Annotated in this window: 13 protein-coding genes; 5 read left to right on the top strand and 8 right to left on the bottom strand. The window is 40.5% G+C overall.

What is annotated here, in order from left to right; genetic code table 11:
• Nucleotides 1–75: 75 nt before the first annotated feature.
• From ABTP35_RS04530 to ABTP35_RS04510, 5 genes are all read left to right on the top strand, one after another.
• A complete protein-coding gene (locus ABTP35_RS04530) occupies nt 76–1,446 on the top strand; it encodes a tetratricopeptide repeat protein (RefSeq protein WP_252080683.1) in 1,371 nt (456 codons plus the stop codon).
• Nucleotide 1,447: 1 nt separating this feature from the next.
• Nucleotides 1,448–2,050, top strand: coding sequence for an LPS export ABC transporter periplasmic protein LptC (lptC, locus tag ABTP35_RS04525; protein WP_224836347.1), 603 nt, complete (start codon nt 1,448–1,450; stop codon nt 2,048–2,050).
• A gap of 1 nt (nt 2,051) precedes the next feature.
• Nucleotides 2,052–2,255: a hypothetical protein gene (locus ABTP35_RS04520; protein ID WP_224836348.1), complete on the top strand. Its 204-nt coding sequence runs from the start codon at nt 2,052–2,054 to the stop codon at nt 2,253–2,255.
• A gap of 2 nt (nt 2,256–2,257) precedes the next feature.
• A complete protein-coding gene (locus ABTP35_RS04515) occupies nt 2,258–3,547 on the top strand; it encodes a hemolysin family protein (protein ID WP_293298988.1) in 1,290 nt (429 codons plus the stop codon).
• An 85-nt stretch (nt 3,548–3,632) separates the two neighbouring features.
• Complete coding sequence (locus ABTP35_RS04510) at nt 3,633–5,753, top strand: peptidylprolyl isomerase (protein WP_293298991.1); 2,121 nt, start codon at nt 3,633–3,635, stop codon at nt 5,751–5,753.
• Nucleotides 5,754–5,819: 66 nt separating this feature from the next.
• On the opposite strand, the gene ABTP35_RS04505 is transcribed toward ABTP35_RS04510, so the two are convergent.
• The 8 genes from ABTP35_RS04505 to ABTP35_RS04470 all read right to left on the bottom strand — a co-directional run bounded on the left by ABTP35_RS04505 (nt 5,820) and on the right by ABTP35_RS04470 (nt 19,517).
• Nucleotides 5,820–6,401 (bottom strand): hypothetical protein, encoded by a 582-nt coding sequence (locus ABTP35_RS04505; RefSeq protein ID WP_293298993.1) that lies wholly within the window; start codon nt 6,399–6,401, stop codon nt 5,820–5,822.
• A 249-nt stretch (nt 6,402–6,650) separates the two neighbouring features.
• Nucleotides 6,651–7,997, bottom strand: coding sequence for a SusD/RagB family nutrient-binding outer membrane lipoprotein (locus ABTP35_RS04500; RefSeq protein ID WP_293298996.1), 1,347 nt, complete (start codon nt 7,995–7,997; stop codon nt 6,651–6,653).
• Nucleotide 7,998: 1 nt separating this feature from the next.
• Complete coding sequence (locus ABTP35_RS04495) at nt 7,999–11,220, bottom strand: SusC/RagA family TonB-linked outer membrane protein (RefSeq protein ID WP_293298999.1); 3,222 nt, start codon at nt 11,218–11,220, stop codon at nt 7,999–8,001.
• Nucleotides 11,221–11,867: 647 nt separating this feature from the next.
• On the bottom strand, nt 11,868–13,289 hold the full coding sequence (locus tag ABTP35_RS04490; protein WP_293299002.1) for a RagB/SusD family nutrient uptake outer membrane protein: 1,422 nt from the start codon (nt 13,287–13,289) through the stop codon (nt 11,868–11,870).
• A 10-nt stretch (nt 13,290–13,299) separates the two neighbouring features.
• A complete protein-coding gene (locus ABTP35_RS04485) occupies nt 13,300–16,272 on the bottom strand; it encodes a TonB-dependent receptor (RefSeq protein ID WP_293299006.1) in 2,973 nt (990 codons plus the stop codon).
• A gap of 255 nt (nt 16,273–16,527) precedes the next feature.
• The gene (locus ABTP35_RS04480) at nt 16,528–16,947 is read right to left on the bottom strand and encodes an AraC family transcriptional regulator (protein ID WP_293299009.1); all 420 of its coding nucleotides are present in this window, start codon (nt 16,945–16,947) and stop codon (nt 16,528–16,530) included.
• A gap of 345 nt (nt 16,948–17,292) precedes the next feature.
• Nucleotides 17,293–18,201 (bottom strand): GYDIA family GHMP kinase, encoded by a 909-nt coding sequence (locus ABTP35_RS04475; protein ID WP_252080674.1) that lies wholly within the window; start codon nt 18,199–18,201, stop codon nt 17,293–17,295.
• Nucleotides 18,201–19,517: a hydroxymethylglutaryl-CoA reductase, degradative gene (locus ABTP35_RS04470; RefSeq protein WP_375334467.1), complete on the bottom strand. Its 1,317-nt coding sequence runs from the start codon at nt 19,515–19,517 to the stop codon at nt 18,201–18,203. The genes ABTP35_RS04475 and ABTP35_RS04470 overlap by 1 nt, the downstream gene beginning before the upstream one ends.
• Nucleotides 19,518–19,617: the final 100 nt, after the last annotated feature.

Here is a 19,617-nt window from a genome sequence, read left to right as displayed (position 1 = left end):
TAACCACCCATAGAAAGTCCTATTGAAGGATTTTTTAATGAAAATTTGTACTTTAACAGCTTTAAAATTAGTAAGATGAAAAAGAGACACTACTTAACAATGATAATGGTCACGATGTTGGCGGGATTAAGTATGGCACAAGCACAGAACCCCGAGTGTATGACCAATCTGTCTATTTACGCAGAACACGTAAAGGTGAAAAACTACGATGCGGCTTACGAACCATGGAAAATGGTTTACGAAAGTTGCCCAGATATCAACAAAGCCAATTTCTCCTATGGAGAGCGTATCCTAAAGGCAAAAATAGATAGCTCCACAGGAGCAGAGAAAGATGCCTTTATTCAGGATTTGATGGCGTTGTACGATAACAGCCTAAAATATTTCCCTACCAAGTACAGCAAAGCAGGTGTAGCTATAGACAAAGCACTGTTGATGTACGAGAACAAAATGGCATCGGACGAGCAATTGTTCAACTTGTTGGACAAGGCCTTCCAAGAAGATCAGGCCAATTTCACCAATCCGAGAGCATTGTACCTATACTTCTCAAGTTTAGTGGATTTGCACGGGTCTGGTAAAAAAGACCTTCAGGATGTATTCAATACCTACGATGATGTTACAGGAAAAATTGAAGAAGAAAATAAAAAGTTGACCGATGTGGTAACCAAACTTCTTCCAAAAGACTCTTTGGGAACATTGACCTCTAAAGAAAAAAGAACACTTAGGGTAGCCACGGTAAACTCCGAATCATTCGGTAAGGTAGCAAGCAGTGTAGACTCCAAATTAGGTGCTCTGGCAGATTGCGATAACCTAATTCCATTGTACGAGAAAAGCTTTGATGAGAAAAAGGACGACGTAAAATGGGTAAAGCGTGCCGTGGGTAGAATGTTCTCCAAAGAATGCACGGACGACCCTATGTTCAGAAAGTTGTTCGAGGCCCAGTTGGCTTTGGATCCATCAGCAGATGCATATATGTATGGCGGTGTATTAAAACAAAAAGCAGGTGACACAAAAGGTGCTTTGGCCGATTTCAACAAAGCTGTGGAATTGGAAACCGATGCGTACAAAAAATCTGAGATTCTTTACAAGATTGCAACAACCGTTAGAAGATCTAGTAAATCACAAGCAAGAAGCTACGCACTTAAAGCTACCGAGGCCAACCCGGCAAATGGTAAAGCATATTTGTTGATTGCCAACCTTTACGCGACCAGTGCCAACGATTGTGGTAGCACACCGTTCGAGAAAAGAGCGATGTACTGGAAAGCAGCCGAAATGGCAAGAAAGGCAGGTAGGGTTGATCCCGCATTGAGCGGACGTGCCAACCAAACTGCCGCAAGTTACAGTGCAAAGGCTCCCACCAAAGAAATGATCTTTAGTTCAGGAAAAGCCGGTCAGACCATTACCTTTAGCTGTTGGGTAGGAGGTAGTGTTAAAGTACCTAGTTTATAAGGTGAAACAAACATCCAAACATATTTTAAACAGATTTGCCACGGTTTTTACCGTGGCAATGCTTTTTATGTCCTGTGGGGACGACTACCGGAGAGTAGGGGAAGAAGCCGTAAAACCATTGTATCCGCAAGGAGTGGCCCATAATTTCACCTTGACCTATACCGAGACCAAAGAGGCCATGGGAACGCAGGATTCTGCACATTCCAAACGGATTGCCGTTTTGTCCAGTCCGTTGTCCGAGGATTTTGATAATCAAAGATTCAAGTTTAAAACCTTTCCCGAAGGACTTCAGGTGGAGTTTTACGACGACGAAAATCAAAAAAGTACAGTGGTTGCGGATTATGGAATCCAATATTCACAAACTAATTTGATAGATTTGCAAGGAAATGTGGTCATAGAGACCCACGACGGAAAAAAACTGGAAACCGACCAGTTATTTTTCGACCAAAAGAACAATTGGATATTTACAGAATCCACTTTTAAGTACACAAATCCCGAAGATGGAACCGTAATGGATGGTGAAGGGATGGATTTTAATAAGGATTTTACTTTTTTTAAGGCCCACAAAACATTTGGGCTAATGACGATTAAAGAAGAAGAATAAGATGATCAAAATTTTAAGATATACTGAATACCTTTATTTGGCCGTAGCGGTGATTTCTATTTATAAGATCGCAACACTTTGGAGCATTAATCCAAAGGAGACCTATATCTTTATCTTCTTCGCGGTAGTATCTGTGGCAATGTTCCTCTTTAGAAGAAGGTATCGGAAACGATTTGAACAGCGCAATTCGGATAATAAAAAGTAGCATTGGACCCCTCCGTCATCATTATCGTACTTTCCCTGCTGTTTTCGGCATTTTTTTCTGGAATGGAAATAGCCTTCATTTCAGCCAATAGGATTCATATTGAAATAGAGAAAAAGCAAGAAGGCTTTTTGGCCAAGGTGCTTACCTTGCTAACCGACAAGCCTTCAAAGTTTATAGCCACCATGCTTATTGGAAACAATATCGCCTTGGTGATCTATGGTCTGTTTATGGGTGACCTGTTAATGGAATGGTTCCAAGGTTTATTGCCTACCAATTATCAGTTCCTAAATGTTTTGTTGACGGATTTTAGCCTGCTATCGCAAACGGTGATCTCTACGTTGGTGATACTCCTCACCGCCGAGTTTATGCCCAAAGTATTTTTTCAGATCTATGCAAACGCATTATTAAAGGCCTTGGCCGTACCTGCTTATTTTTTCTACCTGCTTTTTTCCATTATATCTTGGTTTGTTATTAAAGTATCCGACTTTATACTTAGGGTTTTCTTTAAAACCGATGGAGATGATATGCAGCTCTCTTTTACCAAACTGGAATTGGGGGATTACATAACCGAGCAAATGGAGACCGTGGAAGAAGAGGACGATGTGGATTCCGAGATTCAGATTTTTCAGAATGCACTGGAGTTTTCAACCGTAAAGGCAAGAGAGGTCATGGTTCCCAGGACCGAAATCGTAGCAGTGGAGCAGAGCGAGACCCCTAAGAATTTGGCCAAGCTCTTTTCGGAAACGGGGTATTCAAAAATCTTGATTTTTAAAGAAAGTATAGATGAGATAATTGGCTATGTCCATTCCTACGAGCTATTTAAAAAACCCAAGACCATAAAAAGTATTCTCCTACCGGTGGAATTTGTTCCAGAGACCATGTTGATACAGGATATTCTTAACGTACTTACTAAAAAACGTAAAAGCATGGCCGTAGTTTTGGACGAATACGGTGGCACATCCGGTATTCTTACCGTAGAGGATATTATAGAAGAGTTGTTTGGCGAAATCGAGGATGAACACGATTCCACCGACCTGCACGAAGAAAAAATAAGTGAGAACGAGTTTAAGTTTTCTGCCCGTATGGAGGTGGATTACATTAACGAAAACTATAAATTGGAGCTTCCCGAGGGAGAAGAGTACGAAACATTGGGCGGATTGATCGTAAACCATACAGGCGAGATTCCCGAAAAGGATACAGAAGTGACCGTGGATAATTTCACCTTCAAAATATTGGAAGTGTCCAATACCAAAATTGATTTGGTAAGTGTGGTGGTTCAGACTGAAGATTAATCTATTCCACTCCCTTTTTTAGCTTTCCTATTTGAAAAGAAAGTGGTATTTTCGCCCACTGAATTTAAAGAAAACAAGCAGTAAAATGGCAATATTAGAGAATATTAGAAAACGGACAACAGTTCTAATTCTAATAATTGGTTTGGCGTTGTTCGCATTCGTAATATCCGGAGTATTCAGCAGCGATAATTTTTCTGGAACAAAAGTGGGTTCCACGGTCGCTGAAGTTAATGGGGAAAATATTCCTATTGATGAGTTTAGAGCTCAGGTAGAAACAGCTTCTCGACGATATGGGCCAACGGTATCATCTACCCAATTGGTGAACATGGTGTACGATCAAGAAGTAAGAAAGACCATTTTGAACCAGCAATTCGAAGATTTGGGAATCGATGTGGAAAGTGATCAAATCGTTGAGTTCGTAAGAACATCCGGCTACGCTCAAATTCCGGATTTCCAAGATGAGAACGGAATCTTTAACGAAGAAGTGTTCAGAAGCGCCATTGCCGATTGGAAAGCGAACGATCCTTTGCGATATGATGCTTGGTTGCAGGACGAGGCCTCCATCATTCAAGCTGCCAAAGAACGTATGTACTTTAATTTGGTTAAAGGAGGGGTTACTGCGACCTTGACCGAAGGAAAACTGGACTACGATATGTCCAACGATAAAGTTGACCTTCAGTACGTTCGTATTCCTTTTACTTCAATACCCGATAGCACTATCAATGTGTCCAAAAGTGATATACAGGCATATATCAACGACCATAAGACCAAGTTTCAGCAGGAAAAGGCACGCGACATCAGATTTGTGTATTTTGAAGAAAAGCCATCCGCAGAAGATGACAACAATGTAAAAGAAGGCATTACCGCTCTATTGGACGATTCTGTGGAATATTCAGAAGCAAAGGACGCTAACGATACCATTGCCGGATTCCGAAATACAACAGCGATGGCCGCATTTTTGGACCGCTACTCCGACACTAAATTCGACACCATCTACAAGGCCAAGAACGATTTGCCCACGGTTGTGGCCGATACACTTATGGCAATGAATGTTGGTGATATTTATGGTCCGTACAAGGATGGGGATTTTTACAAAATTTCCAAAGTAATGGACAGAAAGGCCAATGGAACCGTTAAGGCAAGCCATATTTTGATTACTTGGGAGGGTGCAGAGCGTGCCAATCCATCGATTACCAGAACAAAAGAAGAGGCCGAAACAGAAGCCAAGAGACTATTGGCAGAAGCCAAAAAAGAAGGTGTCTTGTTCTCAACATTGGCAAGGGATAATTCGGATGGTCCATCGGCCCCACGTGGAGGTGACCTTGGGTATTTCCAAGAAGGTGTAATGGCAGACGAGTTCAACGATTTTTGTTTTGGAAACCCAACGGGAACCATAGGTTTGGTGGAAACACAATTCGGATACCACGTGATCAAAGTGGACGATAAGCAAGATGTGATCCAGGTAGCAACTTTGGCGAGGGAGATAGAGCCCTCCGAGGAAACCATAAACACCTTGTTTACCGATGCCACCAAATTTGAAATGGCCGTTTTGGATGCAGAACCCGAAAATTTTGGTGATATCGCAAGGGAAAGTTCTTACACTGTTCGACCAGTGAACAAAATCAAGGAAATGGAAGAAAATCTTCCCGGGCTCGGTTCACAACGTAGTATTGTACAATGGGTGTTTAACGAAGATACCAGTGTTGGTGACATCAGACGGTTTAATGTGAACAATGGATATGCTGTGGTGCAATTGACCAAAAAATACAAAAAAGGTCTTATGGCGCCCGAGGATGCTTCTGCTACCGCATTGCCTGCAATCAGAAAAGAGCGCAAGGCACAACAGATCATTTCGGCCAATCAGGGTAAGGCTATGGAAGCCATTGCATCCGACAATAATGTAAGTGTTAGCACGGCCTCTGCGGTGACTTTGTCTTCTCCTACCATTCCAGGAGCCGGTAGAGAGCCTTTGGTTGTAGGAAGTGCCTTTGCTCTGGATGTGAACCAAACATCCAAATTAATCGAAGGCAACTCAGGGGTTTTTATGATCAAAGTGACCAATAAAACCGAAGCTGCAGATGTTGAAAATTACAGTACCTATGCACAAAATTTGCAAAGTAGTGCTGCTGCAAGGGTAAACGGTTCGGTTTACAATGCCTTAAAAGATAAGGCTGAGATAGAAGATAAGAGAGCTACATTCTACTAATAGATAGCCATACAGAATATAAAAAATGCCTCCCGTTCGGGAGGCATTTTTGTTTGTTCAAGATAGTTATTTGCTTTCGGAATCGTTCCATTTCATTTTATAGCAGATATCCGTGATTCTTCCCTGAATATCAACAGTGACCTCAAACCCTTGCTTGGTGCGGAAATAGGCATCGCGTAAGAAGTACCATTTGCCATTTTTTTGAAAATATTCTCTATGGTCGGGCTTCCAATCTTCTATGGGATAAATATAATCCAAGAGGGATTGGAATTCGTGCGCGCTTTCTTGATCAAGAATAAAATCTTCCCGAATATAGTCGGTAAGTTCAGGCAAGCTCGTATTCGCTTGGACGCGTTCAAAACTTGCTACTTTTTGTCCAGTATCGATCACAATAAATTCATTGATGTTTTTCTTCTTTTCACCATACATGTTTTGGGTCTCCTGAACAATGTGGAAGACTTTGTATTTGAGTATGTTTTCTACTGGGGTGGAAGAAATTTCATTAAATGTGGTTGTGCAGTTTTCGCGCATAAAGCCATTGAGCCTATTGGAAACCGCTGGGTCAATTTGCGAAAAGGTCTGGGAAGCAGTTAGGAATATGGTTCCTAGGAGGAATCGATAACCTATTTTGGTAAAGATTTGGGCCATCTCTTATAAATAGTTTGATAAATAGGTATCAAACATATAAGAAATGCCTTGAAATTAATGGGTCTAATTGATGGATGCCCTGTTTGAGTTGATAAAAATAGAGAATTTATATTGTACTGATTTGATTAAAGTTATTAGATGTTATTATGCTAGCATACATAGTTAAACATAAAAAACCAGAGAAGTTAGCTTCTCTGGTTTTAATGGAAGTATTAAAAATGTCAATCTATTTTAGGATAAGCTACAGATTTAATTATTAATTGGTGTTGGCACAAAAAGGCCTACCACATCCGGAGCATTTGAGTTGGAAGATGACTCTGTTAAAGGGTATAAAAACCTTTGTGGGATGGTGGTTTGATTGTCATTTTTTATCGTTGTACCAATCAAATTTTTTGTTCTGTTCACGTCATGGAAAGTTGGCAATCCAATAACGGAACAAAACTTCTCTTTTAGAATCTCGACATGCAACGCATTGGTGTCTGCAAAATCACCAATTATATAGGGGTCATATTGGCTACCAGCATACTTTGTTGTATTGTTGGTTCTTACCAGGTTTAAAGCTACTATGGCAGCATTACTATTTGTATTTGCCAATATTTCGGTTTCGGCAATGATCAATTGTATTTCCTCGAAAGATACAACCGGAAATGATGCTGTTTGGGCAGCAAAACCATCTGTAGTGTTTAAACTTTCACCATCGGCGTAAAAGTTATACCTTACAGTTTCATCCGTTTTGGCATTGCCTTTATAATTAGGATGATTGGCGTCCAACAATTCCAACATATAGGAGAAATTGGCTGGATCTCCCTCATTAGCTCCCGGAGCTGCAACTTTCAGATAATCCCCTCTTTGTTCAACTTCAAATTGCCAGAATAAATTCTCACCAAAGTTTGCGGCTGAATGTACAATTGACCAGTCATTATCATTTGAGGTGAAGTTTGCATCCTTTGCAGCTTGATTGGCTAGACCATATTCTCTCAATGCCAAATAATATCTTGCTAAAAGTGCATTGCCAATTTGCCCCCAAGTTGAGTTTGTAGCCATAACGTTATTGGCAGCAGAGGTGTTGCCGGCTTTGCTAATTCCTTCCTGAATCAGAGATATTGCACCGTTGATGACCGTTTCTTGTCCTTCGTAAATAGGGTCGGTTATTTCTGCGTTGTTCACTTCTGAAAATGGTACATCACCAAATAGCAATGCAGCTTCGGCAAAGTAATATCCTTCTAAAATCAGTGCTTGGCCTTCAGCGGACACATTTGTAGCCTCGATGGCTTTGGCTTTGGCAATCTGTGCCTGGGTAATACCTCTTTGGTATAAATCTTCCCAGTGCTCATCAAAATCTGCTTGGGTTACACTATATCCATTTAAGGTTCCGTATTGCCTGTCAACCCCCATAAATTGATCGGTAAATATTGTAGCATATCTAGCCATGTCAGACTCAGCTACAGTTACTAAATTTAAAATGGCATGATTCAAAATCAGTGATAAGCTGGTATCATTGAAGTTATTGGGGTCGTCGTTTAAATCCTCCACTACACTTTCGCAAGAAGTTAGAGTAAGAAGAATAGTTAATATGTAAATAAATTTTGTTTTCATCTTAAAGACCTAGTTTTAAATTGAGAATTATACTTCTGGTCGCAGGGTTAGTAAAATAATCTAAACCTCTACCTTTTGATGCCCCCGTTAGGTTTACTTCAGGGTCTACACCTTCAAAATCAGTAATTAATAATAGGTTTCTGCCCGTAATACCTACTTCTAAACTATTTAAGAATGTTGATTCAAGGAAGGCCCTAGGGACTGAATAGGCAAGGCTTATTTCTCTTAGTTTGGTCCATGAGGCGTCCTGAACAAATTGCTCATCCAAGTTTCCAAACCCACCGCCATCGGTTCTATACCATCCTTCTTCGAGGGCTACTGGTCCGCCGCCAAAGTCACCAATTGAGCCCCGGAACGTGGTGCCAGCAGGTATTATTCCACCAAACCCTCCAGAATATCTTGGTAGATCTGTTGGCGCAACTGTTTCAACTGCGGTATTCGGGTGTATTCCAAAATAATGTAATACTCCCGAAGTCCCTGCCCACATATCGTTTCCTTGGCTGGTTTCAAATAGGAAAGAAAACTTAAATCCTTTGTGTTCCAATGACATCCCTAGACCACCTCTCCAATCTGGATTAGGATCTCCAATAACGCCTTGTTCAGCGTCAATAAGGGGAAATCCGTCTTCATCCAATTGGATGGCTCCATTATCATCCCTTAGATAACGACCTCCATAAATTGCGGCAAAGGGTTCTCCCTCTACGACAGCAGAGGACGTTGAGGTAAATCCGTTTAGGATATATCTAGATACATTGGGTAATTTTTCCACTATGTTTTTATAGGTTGTCCAGTTCCCAAATAAATCCAATTTCCAATTTTCATTTCTTAAAATGGAATAGTTGAAATCTACTTCTACACCTTTGTTTGAAATCTCCGCAGCATTTTCATAGGTCGAGGAGTATCCAGTTGAGGCGGGAAGTTCTAGTTCTAAAATGGCATCGGTAGTCAACCTGTCATAGTATGTTAACCCAAAACTAAATCTATCTTGAAAAAACCTAAAGTCACCACCAACCTCAAACTCATTTATTTTTTCAATTGTTAAGTCAGGATTACCTCTAATTGCGCCTCTTCTTACGGTACCGCCATAATTTGCACCATCTAAGAAATCTCCCCATCCTTCAGCACCGGCAGTAGAGGCAAAGAACACGTCTCTAGCTAAATATAATTGTGGTTCTATACCAATTTGGCCATATGAGGCTCTAAGTTTGGCAAAGGATAGAAAGTCAGATTCGATTAAGTTATCAGTCAAATCATATCCTAAAGAGACTGAGGGGAAGAAATTAGTGTCTTCAACAGTTGTTGCTCTTTCCATTCTACCGGTAGTTTCCAAAAGAAGACCTTTGTACCCAAAGTTTAATGAATAGTATGCTCCGTTCTTTCTGTTGAGGCTATTGTATTCTTCTGCAAGAATGTTCTCATTCGTTGCATTGTTCATTAATTGTCTAACCGGGTCTGGATTCAAGAAAATATTAGTGGAGGAACTAAATCTACTGTATCTATTGGATTCGAGCATATATCCTACTATCCAATTTAAGTTTGAATTCTCACTTACTTCTATATCGCCATTGAGGAAGATATTTAAGTTTTCAATCTTCTCAGTGTAGTCATCTCTAAAGTATGCACCTTGAGAAAAATCACCTGCTGAGTTTACAGGGAAATATGTATTCCTTTTGTCGAGGTAGAAATCCAATCCGTAACGAGCGGTGATACTTGTGTTGTCTCCTAAATCGTATTTTAATTCTGGACTTAAAGTAAATCTATTTACATCATTGGGGTTAGATATATTGTTTATGGTCCATCCAGGATTATTGTATATAGCTGAAGCTTCACCGAGATGTCTTGCTCTATAGGATCTGTGACTATTAGCAACTCCAACAGGGTCGGTTTGGGAAGCAAAATAAGTGCCCTCATAGTCGGTATTGTTAAAATCAGGTGCTGTTCTTAAATAACCTAGGTAAAGTCCGTTGAGGTTAGATCCTGTTTGTATTCTGTTGGAACTGGAATGCGCATAGGAGGTATTTACTCTAACGGAAAACTTATCTGTTAGCTTCCTAAAATGGTTTAGTCTAATGGTATTCCTTTCATAATCGGACTGGCCGTTTATGATTCCTTTTTGATCTAACCTAGCCAAACCAAAATAAGTGTTTGAGTTGGACTCAGCAAAGTTGATGCCGACAGAGTAATTTTGTGTTACACCAGTTCTAAATATTTGGTCTCGGTTAACGTCATTAAAAACCTCTGTACTATTCTTTTGTGTAACGGGGAAGTAGGTATTTCCTGTTTGGTTACCTACAAAATAGGCTCCCGATGTGTCAAAAATGTCATTTCCGCCAGCCCTTTCTGCAATTTTATCTCCCCACGATAGACCAGAAGCGTTCGAACTCCATGATCCACCTGCTCCTTGACCATAAATGCTTTGCTTTTCGTGTTCTCTGTTAATCTCATCAATACTCAGGCTGCTTGTAATGTCTATGGACATCTTACCATATCCTTTTCCTTTTTTGGTATTTATTACAACAACACCATTGGCTGCTCCAGTACCCCAGACTGCGGCCGCTGCAGCGCCTTTTAAAACAGTTACACTTTCAATGTCACTAGCGGGGATATCGTTTAACCTAGATTGTTGTACTACTCCAGCAGTGCCAGCACCAAATGCGCTGTTGGAAACGGGAACCCCATCTACAATAATTAAAGGGGAACTATTTCCTAAAATAGTGTTTTGTCCTCGAATTTGGATATAGGCACCAGCACCTGGGTCACCAGAGTTTTGGGTAATGTTAACACCAGATGTTTTTCCGGCAAGCCCTTGCACCAGATTTGGTTCTCCAGACCTAGAAATTTTATCAGTTTTAATAATTGTTGAGGATGAAATGTCATCATCTTTTTTCTTTTCAAAACCTAACGCGGTCACAACCACTTCTTCCAGTGCCTGTGCGTCATCTTCCATTTGCACATCAATTGTGGACGATGTCCCAACGGTCTTTTCCACTGTTTTTTGGCCAATGTAGCTGAACCGGATTGTTTGTCCTGTTTCAGCAATAATAGAATAGTTTCCATCAAAATCTGTTTGGGTCCCAGAATTGGTGCCCACAATAAAAACGGACACCCCAGGCAAGGGTAATCCGTCTTGGTCGGTAACCGTACCGCTTACATTTTTTTCTTGAGCCAGCGCTGCTGTAATGGAACAGCATAAAAACACCAACATCATCCAATAATTTCTCATTATCATAAAAATTAATTAAGAGTTAGTTTTTCATTCCGTAGTCATAGGGTAGGAGGTTGATCTGGTTTTTATGCCCATTGAGAAGTCTGTTGTTTTTGGATAATAAAAACCAATTCCTTATTCATACGGAATGGGCCAAAAAAACTAAAAGAATCTTAAAGAACTGTTAAGGTTTAAGAACCTTTACAGGTGCCGACAGGTGTTTACAATTATAAGAAGAGAGGTAGAATCAATTAACTTGCTAAACCCTATGGCATTCCGAGTATTATTTTTTAGTTTTTCTAAGATATCTGTGATTTTTTTTAGTGCTTTTAACGTTTGTTCTACTCTGGTATATTTAAATTCTCACCTATTAATTAGCCTATGTGCTATTGGAGTTGATGAAATTGTGGTTTAAGTAGGCACAGGAACAAACGGAATAAAAAGAAGTTCATCGTTTTGTAATGGAACGCATGGGGCAGTTATCATCGCGGCTGTAATAGTTAGTCAGTAAATGCTCCTATGAAATGACCTTACTGTTAGAAAAGGTTGTTTTCCAAACATTGAATTATTTAAAATAATAGTCTTTTAGATATAAAAAAACTCCCTTTTAAGTAAGGGAGTTTTAGTTTCTATTAGCGTTTACGCTTTTAACTAACTACGTTACGTCAATAACCTGGATTTTGTTCGATATTAGGGTTGTTCTCCCTTTCCCGGGTAGGGATTGGAAAAATTGTTTTATCTGCGCCAAAAACTGCGGCAGAAAACTGCGGGTTACCGATGGGACGTAAATCTCTGGAATTTCTCAATAAATCCATTCTTCGGTGACCTTCAAGAAAGAACTCCTTGCGACGCTCTTCCAAAATTCGATCTAGATTTACTGCAACCAAAGCTGGTAAATTTGCCCTTTCCCTAGCCATGTTAATGTCGTTCACGGGAGAATTACCAATTGTTGTCCCCCCTCTCAAGTTTGCTTCAGCTCGTATGTAGTACATTTCAGTAATTCTGATTATGGGCATGTCAGCATCACCCTGGGCACTTGGAACCTTGTTCGAGAAAGTTTTAATAACGGCGTTCGTGTTTTCTCCTTGAACTGCATTGTTAATATCTACGATTCTTAAGTCTCCTGGTTCATCAGCAAATGAATCCAACAAATCTAGAGAAAGGAAAGCGTCCCCTCTACCGGCTGGTGCGGCTACCGCAAAATTGTGAAGCCCTGTCCCTCCAAAAGCTCCATCAATCGCGTTGTTATCAATATAGAAAATGTGTTCGGTGCTTTCAGAGTTCCAAAAACTGTAGTCAGTTGCAAAACCGTAAGTGCCAGATTCTATCACCTCATTGGCCAATGCAGCGGCTTGCTCCCATTCACCTCTATACAGGTGTAATCTGGCCTTTAAAGCCTTTGCTGCACCTTGGGAGGCCCTGGTATTATCCGCAGTATCAGGTAGCAGGCTTAATGCTGCCTGTAAATCATCGGCTATTAAGGTGTGTACTTCATTCACCGAAGATCGTGGCAATTGAAAATCATCGATAACGGCATCATCATCGAAGGGCAATGTTACAATTGGAATTCCAGGATTTGAACCATTTGAGAAGGAAAATGGCTGTGCATATAAATTTACCAATCTGAAGTAAATCAAAGCACGCATGAATCTAGCCTCACCAACCAATTGATTCTTTTCTGCCTGTGTTATTGTTGCTTCATCCATTAAAGGGACCTTCTCAATAATAAAATTAGCAAGATTGATAAGGTCATAACCCTCCTGCCAAAATGCTCCAGTAGAACCATTTGTAGCCTGAATCTCATAAAGATTAATGTCTACAATAGTAGGAAAAGAACCAGTCCATTCCAGTTCATCGGACATCACACCTTCATAAACATAACTATTGCCATTCAACGCATCAACTTCACGTGCTTGGGCATATAGTCCGGTAACGGCACCTTGGGCCGCAAACTTCGAGGAAAAGACAACATCGGATGTTAAAGAATCTTCCGGAGCCAAATCTAAACGATCATCACAACCAACTATTAGGGCAAAAATGGCCATAGCTGGTACGATAACTCTATTTAACTTATTTATTATTCTCATATTATTTTTTTTAAAAAGTTATACGGGCGCCTACTAAATAGGTCTTGGCTTGTGGTGCAGTAAAGAAAGTTTCCCCTTGTATTAGAGGATTGTTATCATCCGTAACTTCGGGATCAAAACCATCCAATTCACTCGACTTGATTACAAAAACATTATTTGCCGTAGCATAAAGTCTCAACCCTTTAAGGAAGGTATTCTCCAAGAATTTGCTTGGCAAAGTGTATCCAAGGGTAATGTTTCTCATTCTCAAAAACGAACCGTCTTTCAACTGTAAAGTTGAAGCTTGTCTAAATGAATTATTCGTGAGGCTCCCCAAAGCAGGAGCATAAGCATTATCTCCCGGCTGCTGCCAATAATCGAGTATTCGTACACTCTGATTATATGCTCCTGCCAGCGATGGAGCATCAGTAAACCTTAATCCATCCAAGAAGATATCATTTCCGACACTATAGGTCATAAAAGCCCTTAAATCCCAATTTTTGTATCTAAAAACGTTTGTAATACCACCAAAATAATCTGGATTCGCATCCCCTACAATTACCCTATCCGTATCAAAGTTTGGTGTGGTGGTCACATCACCTTCCTTAGTCAACCATTCCGCATCACCGGTCTCTGGGTTAATTCCATTGTAGCGAACTAAATAGAAGTTATTGGCTGAATAACCTTCGATAGCTCTTTGATTCGCACTGCCGGCAATGAATTTACCTTCTTCAGAATCTGAAGCCCCGGGTAGCTCTTCTATCACGTTTTCGATAAAAGATATATTGAAATCAGTAGTCCAGGAAAAATTGTTGGTTACTATATTTTGGGTCTTCAAAGAAAACTCCCAACCCGTATTGTTCATTGAACCGGCGTTTTGGGTAATACTTGCAAAACCGGATAACCAGGTGACTGGCACATTCAACAGAAGTTCTGTAATATCCTTCTCAAAATAATTTGCGCTAAAGCTAACTCTGTTTTTAAATAAACTTGCATTAATTCCCAAATCCAATGTACCACTCTCTTCCCAACCAATATTTGGATTGGAAGCTTGTAGTGGCCTTAAACCTGGTACATTTGCATAAGCACTATTCTGAAATAAACCCAGGGATGGGAAATTTCCAATTCTATCGTTACCTGAGGTACCATAACTGGCCGTTAACTTTAAATTGTTAATCCAGTTGGCGTTTTTCAAGAAGTTTTCCTCAGATAGCACCCAACCTCCAGCAACAGACCAGAAGTTACCATATCTTTTATTGGAGCCAAAACGTGAAGATCCGTCCCTTCGATAAGAACCTTCAATGATGTATTTGCTCATATAATCGTAAGAAACTCGTCCGAACAATCCAAACAGTGCCCACTGGGTTCTGTTTTGCTCCGTTTGTGTTGCCTCGCCACCCGAGGAAACATTCCTTAAATCATCGGATAAAAAATTCTGTGAAGCGGCCTGAATCGTATTATCCAACGAAGTTTCGTAAGAAAGACCACCAACTACAGAAACCGAGTGATTCCCAAACATATTATTATAGTTCAAAGTCTGGTTTGTCAACCATTTGTTATCATTGGTTAATAGAACAAAGGCATTTCCACCCGGAGAACCATCTGGACGGGGGTCAAATAATTCAACACCCCTTCCAAACTCTTCACCTTGAACCCTGTCTACACCTACCTCTGATCTTAAGAACAAATTATCGGTAAAATTGATATTGGCGTAAGCATTGGCTATTATTCTAGTGTTATCAACCTGTCTAGTTTCCAATTGTTCAATTCCAATGGTATTCTGAATGAAGCCAGTATTTAGGAAATTTCCTTCTTCATCAAAGGGTTCTTGCCATGGCAACATCAAATATGATGAAGTCAAAGGTGCGAGCGTATTATTTTCTACACCAATTCTATCATTTCGGGTATTTGTAAAACCAATATTCATTCCTACTTTCAACCAATCATTTGCTTGATGGTCCAAATTCAATCTTCCACTGAACCTGGTTAAATCGTTCCCAATTACAAAACCTTCCTGATCTCGATATCCTGCACTCATAAAAAAAGAGGTTTTTTCACTTCCTCCTCTAATAGAGACATTGGCATTATGGGAAATACCCGTTCTGGTAACTCCATTTACCCAGTCAAAATTACCTTGCGGCAAATCGTCAACACTGGGTGCAAAGCCTCTCTCCACCAAATATTGACGAGTTTGATCTGCGGATTGCATCGGTATCAAATCTGTAGCCTGACTAAAAGAGGTAAATACGTTTAAATCAACTTCCGTTTTACCTTCCCTACCCTTTTTAGTGGTTATGATAATTACACCGTTTGAACCCCTAGAACCGTAAATGGCCGAAGCGGCTGCATCCTTTAGAACCGAAAAAGATTCAATATCCTCTGGATTTAAATCCTGTAAAGGATTCAAACCCGTATTACCACCATTATTAAAAGTGTTGTCGTTGTCATTTAAGGGAACCCCATCAACCACAAAAAGAGGTTGTGCTCCAGCTGTTAAAGACCCTACACCTCGCACTCTAATTACGTTAGCAGCTCCAAGTACCCCTGAACTCTGTACAAATTGTACACCAGAGGCCTGTCCCTGTAATAGCTCTTGTGCCGTAACCGCTGGGATATCCTGTATATCTTCATTGCCAATTTGGGCAACATTCTGCACAAGTTTTTTATCTTGAACCTCACCATAACCCACAACAATGACCTCTTCCAGTGCCTGTGCATCTTCCTCCATCTGTACACTTATTGTGGATGATGCCCCAACAGCCTTTTCTACTGTTTTTTGGCCGATATAGCTAAAGCGAAGTGTTTGCCCCGTGCTTGCCATGAGGGAATAATTCCCATCAAAATCGGTTTGGGTCCCTGTATTGGTGCCCACGATGGTAATGGAAACACCGGGCAAGGGCAATCCATTTTGGTCGGTAACCGTACCGCTTACATTTTTTTCTTGAGCCAGTGCCGCTGTAATGGAACAGCATAAAAACACCAACATCATCCAATAATTTCTCATTATCATAAAAATTAATTTAGAGTTAGTTTTTGCAATCGAGCAGGGGGAGGATAAATCTTTATTTGTAGGCTAATTCAAAAAATCTTCCGAAACAATGAAAACTAAAAAATCGGAAAGAAGATAAGATTTAGGGCCTCCACCCTGTGGATTGCGGAGCAAAAGAATGGAAAGTTGAAGGGAAGAATGTTAGCGCTTATTAACCTTTACTTATTTCCCGAAGTGGATTTACGTTTACAAATTCAGCGGCAAACCCTGCTAGGCCGCGTTTTGGATGAACTCCTTTGGCGTAATCTTGGTACGTTTTTTAAATGCCTTGTAAAACGATACCCGGTTGTTAAATCCACATTGGTATGCGATATCGGAAATGGATTCAGAGGACTTTTTAAAATTGTTGCAGAGCTTTTTTTTGGCCTCTTCAATGCGATACGTATTGATATAGTCGTAGAAGCTCATTTTAAAATTTTCGTTGATTACTTGGGAGGCATGGTGTCTGGAAATATTGAGCATGGTTGCGATATCGTCCAGGCGTAGTTCGTGATTCAGAAAGAGTTTTTGGGAGTCCATTAAATCCTCCAATTTTTCCTTTAACTCTTGCGAAAAGGCTTCGGACAATCCCGTTTTTTCATATTTGTCCTGTTTGGTATTGGAAACGATACGACTGTTTTTTGTGTTCAACAGGTTACGATATTTCAACAAGACACAGGTGGCTACTACATAAATTGGGAGGGGTACCACAAAAAGAAGAAAGGAGCCCTCAAAGTTGGACCAGCTGTAAAAAATCAAGAAGAGAGTATAACCAAATAAAAACAGGAATAGCAAAATGAAACTTTTTGTAAAAAGGTCTGTTTTGTTTTTCTGAAAAAAATGTGTGTAATCCCAAAGTGACATAAGCAATCATTTTTTGTCTTTGGGATTCAAAATGCAAAAAACAAAACGTTCAGCTTAGTGTAAATTGACGAATGCCCGATTTGAGTTTACGAATGGGGTAAATGAATTCAGGGAATAATTATAAGAAGTGGTTTAAAGGACCATTTTGGAATATGGGATCACAGTGTTGTACCCCTTCGATTTAAAATAGGAAATGGATTTTTCGTCACCAGTAGCCAAGATAAAATCACCGCCCCAGGCGCCTAGACTTTTTATTGTTCCGTAATAATCAGGGAAAAGACGCTCTTTTACAGGAGTCATCTTCAATATTGCTGAAAGTACGGTTTCGTGCCTATCCATAGACAACTCAAAATCCGACAAGGTTGTTGCCCCGATCATAGCTCGGGTGAGGTCGGTTATCTTTTTAACCAGCTCGGAAGTGTCGAACTGTTGCTCCCTATAATTGGCAATTGCCTTTTTGCTGCTTTGCTTTTGATTTAGATGTACAAAATATAGGGATTCTTTAAAATACGGGTCAAAGGCGATGCTTTCTACCTTGGGTTTATTGTTTTTTAATTGGTACACCAAGGGTGAATTGGTTTGTGCACAGGCAATATCGTAACCACTGCCGCCAAATGCGTTCCATAATAGTTGGTAGGCATCTACCCGCGCCCATTGTGCCAAATTGTTTATCAGGGTAGACGAGGTTCCAAGCCCCCAGTTCCTTGGAAAAGTAAGGTGTGTTTCAATTTTAAAACCCTCACTGTCTGTTAACAACAACGGGTTTTGTGCATTGGCCTCCAACAATAGGGTTTTTAACGTATTGGCCATGGATTTGTCCGATGTGGCAACTACATTTAAATTGGTAAGGTCGAGTTGCGCCGAGAACCAAACATTCTTGTTCAAGTCCAAGCTGGTCCAATCCAAAAAACCACTGGTGTTTGGAGTTACCTGCAACGATTGCCCATAACTGGTGGGAATGGCCAGTCCCAATGCTCCATCCAAAATGGCATACTCGCCCGAGAGCAATAACTTTCCATTACTGTAAAACTCCTTTTCCATTACTCAGCTTTAATTTTTTCAAAAGCCTCTTTGACCGCGGCATTGGTAACGGTCCGCTCTTTAAAATAAGCGACCAATTGTAGTTTTTCCGCTTCCGTTGCACCTAATTGGTTCAACATGTTCAATAAGTGCATTTTCATATGTCCCTTTTGAATACCTGTAGTGACCAAGCTGCGAACCGCGGCAAAATTCTGTGCCAATCCTGCTACCGCAACAATTTGCATCAATTTCTTGGCTGTTGGTTTTTGAAGTATTTCCAAGGCAAGCTTCACCAAAGGATGCAAAGAAGTCAAGCCGCCTACTGTACCAAGGGCCAAGGGTACTTCTATCCAGAACTTAAAAATCCCATCTTCAATTTTGGCATGGGTGAGGCTAGAGTATTGCCCATCTTTTGCAGCATAGGCATGTACGCCTGCTTCCACTGCCCTAAAATCGTTTCCTGTGGCGAGCACCACGGCATCAATCCCGTTCATGATCCCTTTGTTATGGGTCACGGCCCGGTAGGGCTCCACTTTCGCGATATTTACCGCTTGAACAAATTTTTGCGCAAACTCTTCGACGTCCATGTCCGAATTGTCCAGTTCTGAAACCGGACAACTTACCTCTGCCCTTACCAAACAATTGGGAACGTAATTGGATAAAATGCCCATTATTACTTCAATGTTTTTTTCGTGGTTCGAAAATTCATCAAAAGAAAGGGCCAATTCCTTGAGTGTTTTGGCAAATTGTTCCAAACAGGAGTTGATGAAGTTTGCACCCATGGCGTCCAAAGTCTCAAATGTACAATGGAGCTGATAGTACCCTTGAATTTTATCGCTTAGGTCACGTAATTCAATATCGTTGATGCCCCCACCGCGCTTTTCCATATTTTGGGTAATGGAAGCAACACTTTTTAAAAGTTCAGGTTTTGCAGCAATAAAAAATTCTTTGAGTCTTCTTTTTTCGCCCTTAAATATAAAATGGACCTGACCTACTTTTTCGGTGCCTATAATCTCTGCTTTAAAACCGCCACGATCCATCCAAAATTTGGCAGCCTTGCTTGCAGCGGCTACGACCGAACTTTCTTCTATGGCCATGGGAATGGCCAGGAACTCTCCATTTATCTTAAAGTTTGGGGCTATGGCAAACGGCAAATAATAATTTGAAATGGTATTCTCTATAAATTCATCGTGCAGTTTTTGTACTCTTGGATCGGTGTTCCAGTACTGCTCCAAGAGTTGTTTGGCAGCTTTTGGGTCCTGAGTGCAATTGGTGGCTATCCAATCAATTTTTTGGGTTTTGGATAGTTTGGAAAATCCTTCAACGGGCGTTTTCATAAAGCAGGGTTAAAGAGTTCAAAGATACGCATATTGACCGTTTGGAGGAGCCGCATCTAAATTTTGGAACCGAAGCGCATCGGCAAAGGTTAAAATTGTT

This window comes from Flagellimonas alginilytica, assembly GCF_042134605.1.
In the GTDB taxonomy this organism is placed as follows: Bacteria; Bacteroidota; Bacteroidia; order Flavobacteriales; family Flavobacteriaceae; genus Flagellimonas; species Flagellimonas alginolytica.
The sequence above is the reverse complement of the archived record's forward strand: the minus strand, read 5'-3'. Positions and strand labels throughout refer to the sequence as shown.